This window comes from Pseudomonas sp. AL03, from assembly GCF_029960815.1.
Taxonomy (GTDB): domain Bacteria; phylum Pseudomonadota; class Gammaproteobacteria; order Pseudomonadales; family Pseudomonadaceae; genus Aquipseudomonas.
In genome coordinates this window covers 180162-187137 of sequence record NZ_JASBRE010000008.1, presented here as the reverse complement: position 1 = coordinate 187137, position 6976 = coordinate 180162, and the positions used below count along the sequence as shown (strand labels likewise).

Sequence of the window (6976 nt, the reverse complement as noted above, 5' to 3'; positions counted from 1 at the left end):
CCTCCCCCAGAAACGCACTTGCTGTTGAATGAATCCTTGAGCGTAACCTCTCTCGCTGGAGTCAGGGTCAACATACAAGGAGCGAGCGGTGCGGCGATCCGACTTGCCCGCGAATGGTACGACGCGGTACTTCAGACAGACCGCGTTATCGTTTTTCGCGGGCAAGTCGGATCGCCGCATCGCTCGCTCCTACAGGTGCGGTGTTGTCAGGCGAGTTCAGGGGTGGAGGCGTAAGCCTGTTCCAGCAGCACGGTAAAGCGGTTGAACGCATTGATTGCGCCTTTCTCCACTTCAGCTTCTTCCTGAGCGCTGAACGCCAGCCCGTCGAGGGTTTTGACGAAACTTTTCCAGCCTTCAGCGCGGCCACCGGCCGGTTCCGCGAGGTGACGAGCGCCGAAGGTTTCGCTCAACCCCAGGCCTACGGCACGCTTGATCAGGAACGCCGCACCGAGTTTCGAGCCTTCAGACACGAAGAGCCAACCCAGGGCCTCGGCTTTGGCTGGATTCTTCACGGCACCTGCGACGGGCGCCGGCACTTCAGTGTCCAGATCAGCCAGGTCAGCCTTGGCCGCTTCCGCACGGCAGCGTGCCGGCAGGTCCGCAACGATGGACGTCAGCTGGGCATCGTTGTACAGCGACACCAGTTCCGACTGAAACAAATATTGAGCAACCACGAAACGCGCGAAGTTGGCCTGGGTTTCAAACGGTGCGTGCGTTTTGACCAGCGCATCGAGTTGGGTGTGAGGTTCATGGGTGATCTGGTTCAAGCGTTGCGAACGCAGAGTCGGGCGTTGAGCAGTGTCCTGAGTGGTCATGAGAAGTCCTTGAGAAAAAGAGGCGCTTGGTAACGAGACGAATGACGGGGCGCCGGACAGTAAAAAAACCTCCCGGTGCTGCTTCTATTCCGCGGCGCCGTGAGGTGAATCAGGTCAGATGTCCCAGACCAGATTGACCGCGAAGTTGCGACCCGGTTGAGTCAGGCGATCGAGGTTGGCCGGTTGCGTCACCGAGGCTTCGCCGACGCTGTCGTAACCGCGCACGTCGTCCCACTGCCAATACTTTTTGTTGGTCAGGTTGTAGAGGCCGGCGTTGACGGTTACATCGTCGGTCACCTTGTAGAAACCGGCCAGGTCGAGCACGCCATAGCCCGGGGTCTTGAACTGGGTGCTGGTGCCGTCCGGTGTTTTGAAGCTGGTGCTGTCGACGCGGGTCTTGCGTTTAACCAGTGTCCAGCTCAACAGGGCACCGTAGTTGTCCTGGTCATAACCCAGACCGAACACGCCGGTCAGCGGGTTGATACTGTTCAGCGGCTCGCCGCTGTCATCGTTGCGGCCATAGAGGTAGGCCACCGAACCTTGGGTGTAGAGACCGTTTGGTGCGCCGAAATTATCCAGGTTCAGGCGACCCTTGAGCTCCAGACCCTTGATGGTGGCGTGCTTGATGTTGTTGCTCTGGAACGTGGTCTCGGTGTAGCCGGGAGTCATGGCGTTTTCGTCGATGAAGTCGCGGTATTTGTTGTAGAACACCGCCATATCGAAAGTGCCCGCCTCAAACTGGCCGCGCAAACCGGTTTCATAACTCTTGCTCTTTTCCGGCTCCAGGTCGGGATTAGGTGCGACCTGATAGCCGCCGGCCAGGTTTTCGAAGCGACCATACAGGGCCTTGGCGGTCGGCGTCCGGAAGCCCTCGGCGTACTGGCCATACCCGGTGTAGTTGGCGTTGAAGCTATAGGTGGTGCCGAATTTTGGCGACAGACGATGCCAGGTTTTGGTGTCATCGCTCACCGCACCGTTGCCGCTCTGGTCTGCGGTGGCCAGGAACTCGTCCGTGATGTGTGGCTTGAGCTGGGTATAGTCATAGCGTGCACCGGGCAGGAAAGTCCAGTTGCCCCAGCTGATCTGATCCTGAGCGAACACGCTGTAGCTGTTGATGGTCGGGTCCGGGAAGTCGCTGGCGGGTTTCAGGGTGTCGGCAGCGCTGGCGGCACCGATGACCCGGCAGGCTCCGGCCACTGTCAGGCAGGTGCCGCTGCCGGTACGCAGACCGGTGACTTTGTCCTGTTTGAGGGTGGTGCCATAGGTGACACGGTGATCGGTGTCGGCGATGGCAAACGACTTGTCAGCCTGGGCATCGAACACCCATTGGCGATCCTTGTAGGTGGTATCGCGGTTGCGCAGCACGGTGCGCGACGGCGCGTAGATTTCTTCGGTGCGCTGGTCGGTCTTGGCGATCTGGTAGTTCAGCGTCCATTTGATGTTGTCAGCCAGGATGCTGTCCAGGCCGAAGCTGTGTTCCAGACCGAAGCGTTCGCGGGTGACGGTGTCGTTGCCGGTACGGGATTTATAGAAGCCGAAACCGCGTCCTGCGTTGAACGGGCCGCCCACCGCGCTCAGTTGGTTAGTGTCGCGGTCGTCCTTGTAGTGCTCGTAGGTCAGACCGAAGCGCGCATCGTCGGCGTAGTCCCAGCCCAGCTTGGCCAGCACGTTGGTGGTGCGCACGTCCTCGGGGTTGGCCTCGGTGCGGGTCAGGCCGGTGCCGCCGGTTTCGCCGTAGGATTCTGTTTCATGACCATTGCGCTGACTCAAGTGCAACAGGCCGTCGAAGTCGCCGGTGCGACCGGCCACGGTACCGGAGGTCAACCAGCTGTCGTCGGCCGAGCTGTAGCCGGTCTTCAGGCGTGCGCCGACGTCTTTGCCCGGTTTGATGATGTCGTCCGGGTCCAGCGTGTAGTAGCTGACCGCGCCGCCGATGGCGTTGCTGCCGTAGAGCACCGACGCCGGGCCGCGCAGGATCTCGACGCGCTTGACGATCTCGGGGTCGACGTAGTTGCGGTTGGTCTGGGCGTACGGGCCGTTGAAGAAGCTGTCGGGCACCTGCACACCGTCGATCTGGGTCAGTACGCGGTCGCCGTCGATGCCGCGGATGTTGTAGCCAGTGAGACCGGCGCGTTGACCGGCGCCGCTCACCGAAACACCGGGCTCGTAGCGCACCAGATCCTTGATGTTATTCACATTGTTACGGTCCAGCGCTTCGCGGGTCTGGACGGTGACGGTGCTCGGCACGCTGTTCACGTCCTGTTCCTGACGGGTGGCGCTGATGGTCACCTGTTCCAGGTTGAGCGCGCCGCTGTTGCTGCGCTTCTCCAGCACGATGTTGTTGTTGCCCAGTTTGCGATAGCTCAGGTTGGTCCCCACCAACAGGCGATCGAGGGCTTTCTCCGGCAGTAGCGAACCCCGTACGCCCGGCGAGGCCACGCCTTCAGCCAGTTCTGCCGGCAAGCCAACTTGCCAGCCTGTCACGGCGGTAAAGGCATTGAGTGCCGAGACCAGCGACTGCTGAGGGATGGCGAACGCGTAATCGCCCATGTTGCGGGTCGGTTGCTCTGCAGCGGTGGCGGCCATCAGCGGCGCGCTGCCTGCCATCAGGATGGCGGCGGTCAGCAGCGTCAGCAGGCGAGAAGGTGAAGAGGGTTGGCGGGTAAGGCGAGAGGACATCGATAGCGCTCCGTGTCGCACGAATCTTTATAGGTGCTGGTTGGCATCCAGAGATGCGAATCAATTGCATTGGCTATAACGAGACGTACGGGGTTTGGCTATCGAGTAAAAATAATTCTCATTTAGTTCAAGATGACCAGCGCCGGGAATTCCTGAAGCCGCGCCGAGGTGATGTGGGCCAGCGAACGGACCACGTCCAACGGCTGGTCGAGTCGGTAGTTGCCGGTGACGGCGATGTCGGCCAACTGCTCGTTGTTGTTGTTGATGATGATCCAGCCTGGATAGTAACGACGCAGCTCCGCCAGCACCTGGCTCAGCGGACAGTTTTCGAACACCAGTCGACCCTGGACCCACGCCAGATCGGTCGCGGCATCGAGTTTGGCGGGGCGATCAAATCCGTTGGGGCCGATGCGGATGCTTTCTCCGGCGGACAATCGAATTCGCGCGTCGTCGCGGGTCGCTCGCAAGTCGACATCCCCACGCTGCACCCGAACCTGTGCCACACCGTCCAGATATCGCACCGCAAATGCGGTGTCCCGAACGCTGGCCTTGACTGGTCCGGCGTCGATTTCCAGCGGCTGGCCGCGATTGCCCGCCACCTCGAAAAACGCTTCGCCCTGATACAAGCGGGCAATGCGCTGTTGATCGTTGATGGTGCTGGAGAAGGCCGAATTGGTATTGAGCAGGACCTTCGAGCCGTCCTCCAATTGCAGACGTTGACGTTCACCGACCACGGTCAGGTGATCAGCCTGCAGGCGCATGGGCAGATTGCTGAAACTGAACACACCGAGGATCAGCACGGCGGCGGTGGTCAGCGGTTTCCAGTGAGGCCGCAGGCGCGACAGGACAGTCACTTTCGGCGGGCGGGCGGCCAGGCTTTGCGCACATTGCACGACCTGCGGGCCCTCCCAGATCGCCTGAGCCTTGGCGAACGCCTCGGCATGCAACGGATTGGCGGCCAGCCAGTCGTGAAACTGTCGGGTCTGTTCCTCGCTCGGACTGTCCAGCACGATCAGCCAGTCCAGGGCCTGGTCCATCGCACGTGCGGGGTCCCGCGCCGGGGAGGGCGGAGGGGGGGCGGGGGGAGGCACTGGAAGCGTGTCCGTCACGGTGTTTCCTCGGCAGTGTCTTGGCACGGCTGTTTTTTTAATGAAGCTTGAAAGTGGGGCAAGGGTAGCAAAGCCCTGTGGACTCAGTCGCCGTTTAACCGTTCGGCCACGCCGACGCAGACCGCCATGATCAGTTTCAGCTCCTTTTGCACGGTGCTCAATGACACGCCGAGCTTCTCGGCGATCTCCAGATAGCTGTGCCCGTGCAGACGGCTGAGGATAAAAATCTGCTGCTGACGGGGGCTGAGCTCATTGAGGCTCACGTTCAAACGCTCAAGCAATTGTTCGGCATGGGCGGCGTCCTCGGCACTGCTGGCGGGGGCGGCGACGCTTTCCACCACGTCAAGCGGGACGTTGTCGAGCAGGGTGCGGGACTGAATGCGCCGGGCACGCAAATGGTCCAGCGCCAGGTTGCGGGCGGTCTGGAAAACGAAGGGTTCAAGGTGATCGATGGCCCGCTCACTGAGCGCCCGGGTCACTCGCAGGTAGGTCTCCTGCAGGAGGTCTTCGGCGGTGCTGTGATTGTTGACCATCCGCTCCAACGTGCGCAGCAGAGAGACTCGCTGGGCGATGAAGACGTGATTGAAGCGAGATTGACTCACGGGAGGACCTGATCCATTTCGAGCAAATGATAATGCTTATCATCCGCTCAAATGGTCAAGTATTGATTCATGAAGGTTTAGGCGCGACCCAACAGATAGGTCGCGTAGTCGGGGATCCGGTGTTCGTGCGCCTGCTCCATCATCGGGCTGCTGAGCAGGTAGTCGGCACTGCATTCGTTACAGGCGACGGGAATGTTCCAGACCGCCGCGACTCGCAATAACGCCTTGATGTCCGGGTCGTGCGGCTGTGGTTCGAACGGGTCCCAGAAGAACACCAGCATGTCGACCCGCTGCTCGGCGATTCGCGCACCGAGTTGCTGGTCGCCGCCCAACGGGCCGCTGATCATGCTCTCCACAGGCAAATCCAGGCGTTGTTGCAACAACAACCCGGTGGTGCCGGTGGCGACCAGTTCATGCTGTGCGAGCCTGCCTTTCTGCCGCTCGGCCCAGTCCAGCAAAAACACCTTGCAGTGGTCATGGGCGACCAAGGCAATACGCTTGCGCGCTGCCATGGTCTTTTGCGTAAAGCTGATACCGATCATCGGTGCTGCTCCAACGGTTACTCTGCGTTGCACAGCGCCAGGCAGTTATCGAGCATGCGGTTGGAGAAGCCCCATTCGTTGTCGTACCAGGCCAATACCTTGAGCAGCTTGCCGCTGGACTTGGTGTGGTTGGCGTCGAAGATCGACGACAGGGGATTGTGGTTGAAGTCGCTGGAGACCAGCGGCAGGGTGTTGTAGCCAAGAATCTTCGAGTGTTGGCTGGCTTCTTTCAGCAGCGCGTTCACTTCATCGGCCGACGCTTCGCGTTTGAGTTGCACGGTCAGGTCCACCAGCGACACATTGATCACTGGAACACGCACCGCCATGCCGGTCAGTTTGCCCGCCAGTTCCGGCAGCACCAAACCGACCGCTTCAGCAGCGCCGGTCTTGCTCGGGATCATGTTCTGGGTAGCCGAACGGGCGCGGTACGGGTCGGTGTGGTAGACGTCGGTCAGGTTCTGGTCGTTGGTGTAGGCGTGAATAGTGGTCATCAAACCGCTTTCGATGCCCAGCTCGCGGTGCAGCACCTGGGCCACTGGGGCCAGGCAGTTGGTGGTGCACGACGCGTTGGAAATAATCTGGTGCGATTGGCGCAGAATGTCGTGGTTAACGCCATACACCACGGTGGCGTCGGCGCCTTTGGCCGGGGCCGAGATGATCACTTTGCGTGCGCCGGCCGTAATATGCGCGGCGGCTTTGGCTCGGTCGGTGAACAAACCGGTGCATTCGAACACGACATCAATCTTTTCCGCGGCCCAGGGCAGTTCGGCCGGGTTACGAATGGCGCTGACAGAAATACGGTCGCCGTTGACGGTCAGGCTTTCCAGATCATGCTGAATATCGGCGTCGAATGTGCCGTGAACAGTGTCGTACTTGAGCAGATGAGCGTTGATCGAGCTGTCGCCCAAGTCATTGATGGCAACGATCTGCAGGTCCTGACGATAACCTTGGGTATACAGTGCGCGTAGGACGTTACGGCCAATTCGGCCAAAACCATTGATTGCGATTCGAAGAGTCATTTAACAGGGCCGCCGTCGATTTGTTGTTGGAATTACAAGATTATTCGCATAAAAATAGAAAACAAGCCTTTTTAATGGCAATATTTTGTTCAATCTACAACGAGTGACCTGAATCAACTGGTCCGACCGATCAAGAAAACCGTCTGTCATCCCAATCACTACGGTTCTTGATCAGCATAGACAATCAGGTCGCCACATCCGTTAGCCTGG

Annotated in this window: 6 protein-coding genes and 1 pseudogene; all 7 read right to left on the bottom strand. The window is 59.9% G+C overall.

From position 1 onward, the window contains the following. A pseudogene (locus QK293_RS10935) lies at positions 1–180 on the bottom strand (hypothetical protein); the annotation flags it as partial. 26 nt (positions 181–206) lie between these two features. Beyond that, positions 207–815, bottom strand: coding sequence for a biliverdin-producing heme oxygenase (locus QK293_RS10930; RefSeq protein WP_282377294.1), 609 nt, complete (start codon positions 813–815; stop codon positions 207–209). Positions 816–929: 114 nt separating this feature from the next. Beyond that, on the bottom strand, positions 930–3494 hold the full coding sequence (locus QK293_RS10925) for a TonB-dependent receptor (protein WP_282377292.1): 2565 nt from the start codon (positions 3492–3494) through the stop codon (positions 930–932). Between the two features lie 122 nt (positions 3495–3616). Next, positions 3617–4531, bottom strand: a complete 915-nt coding sequence (locus QK293_RS10920; RefSeq protein ID WP_282377290.1) for a FecR domain-containing protein — start codon at positions 4529–4531, stop codon at positions 3617–3619. 155 nt (positions 4532–4686) lie between these two features. Continuing rightward, positions 4687–5205 carry a sigma-70 family RNA polymerase sigma factor gene (locus tag QK293_RS10915; protein WP_282377289.1) on the bottom strand — a complete coding sequence of 173 codons (519 nt, stop codon included), beginning with the start codon at positions 5203–5205 and terminating at the stop codon, positions 4687–4689. Positions 5206–5282: 77 nt separating this feature from the next. After that, positions 5283–5747, bottom strand: a complete 465-nt coding sequence (locus tag QK293_RS10910; protein ID WP_282377288.1) for a methylglyoxal synthase — start codon at positions 5745–5747, stop codon at positions 5283–5285. A 17-nt stretch (positions 5748–5764) separates the two neighbouring features. Then, positions 5765–6766, bottom strand: coding sequence for a type I glyceraldehyde-3-phosphate dehydrogenase (gene gap / locus QK293_RS10905; RefSeq protein ID WP_282377287.1), 1002 nt, complete (start codon positions 6764–6766; stop codon positions 5765–5767). Between the last annotated feature and the right edge of the window lie 210 nt (positions 6767–6976).

Excerpts from the sequence above, each read along its gene's own strand:
- QK293_RS10930 (WP_282377294.1), bottom strand. The coding sequence starts at position 815 with ATGACCACTCAGGACACTGCTCAACGCCCGACTCTGCGTTCGCAACGC.
- QK293_RS10920 (WP_282377290.1), bottom strand. The coding sequence starts at position 4,531 with ATGGACCAGGCCCTGGACTGGCTGATCGTGCTGGACAGTCCGAGCGAG.
- QK293_RS10910 (WP_282377288.1), bottom strand. The coding sequence starts at position 5,747 with ATGATCGGTATCAGCTTTACGCAAAAGACCATGGCAGCGCGCAAGCGT.
- QK293_RS10925 (WP_282377292.1), bottom strand. The coding sequence starts at position 3,494 with ATGTCCTCTCGCCTTACCCGCCAACCCTCTTCACCTTCTCGCCTGCTG.
- gap (WP_282377287.1), bottom strand. The coding sequence starts at position 6,766 with ATGACTCTTCGAATCGCAATCAATGGTTTTGGCCGAATTGGCCGTAAC.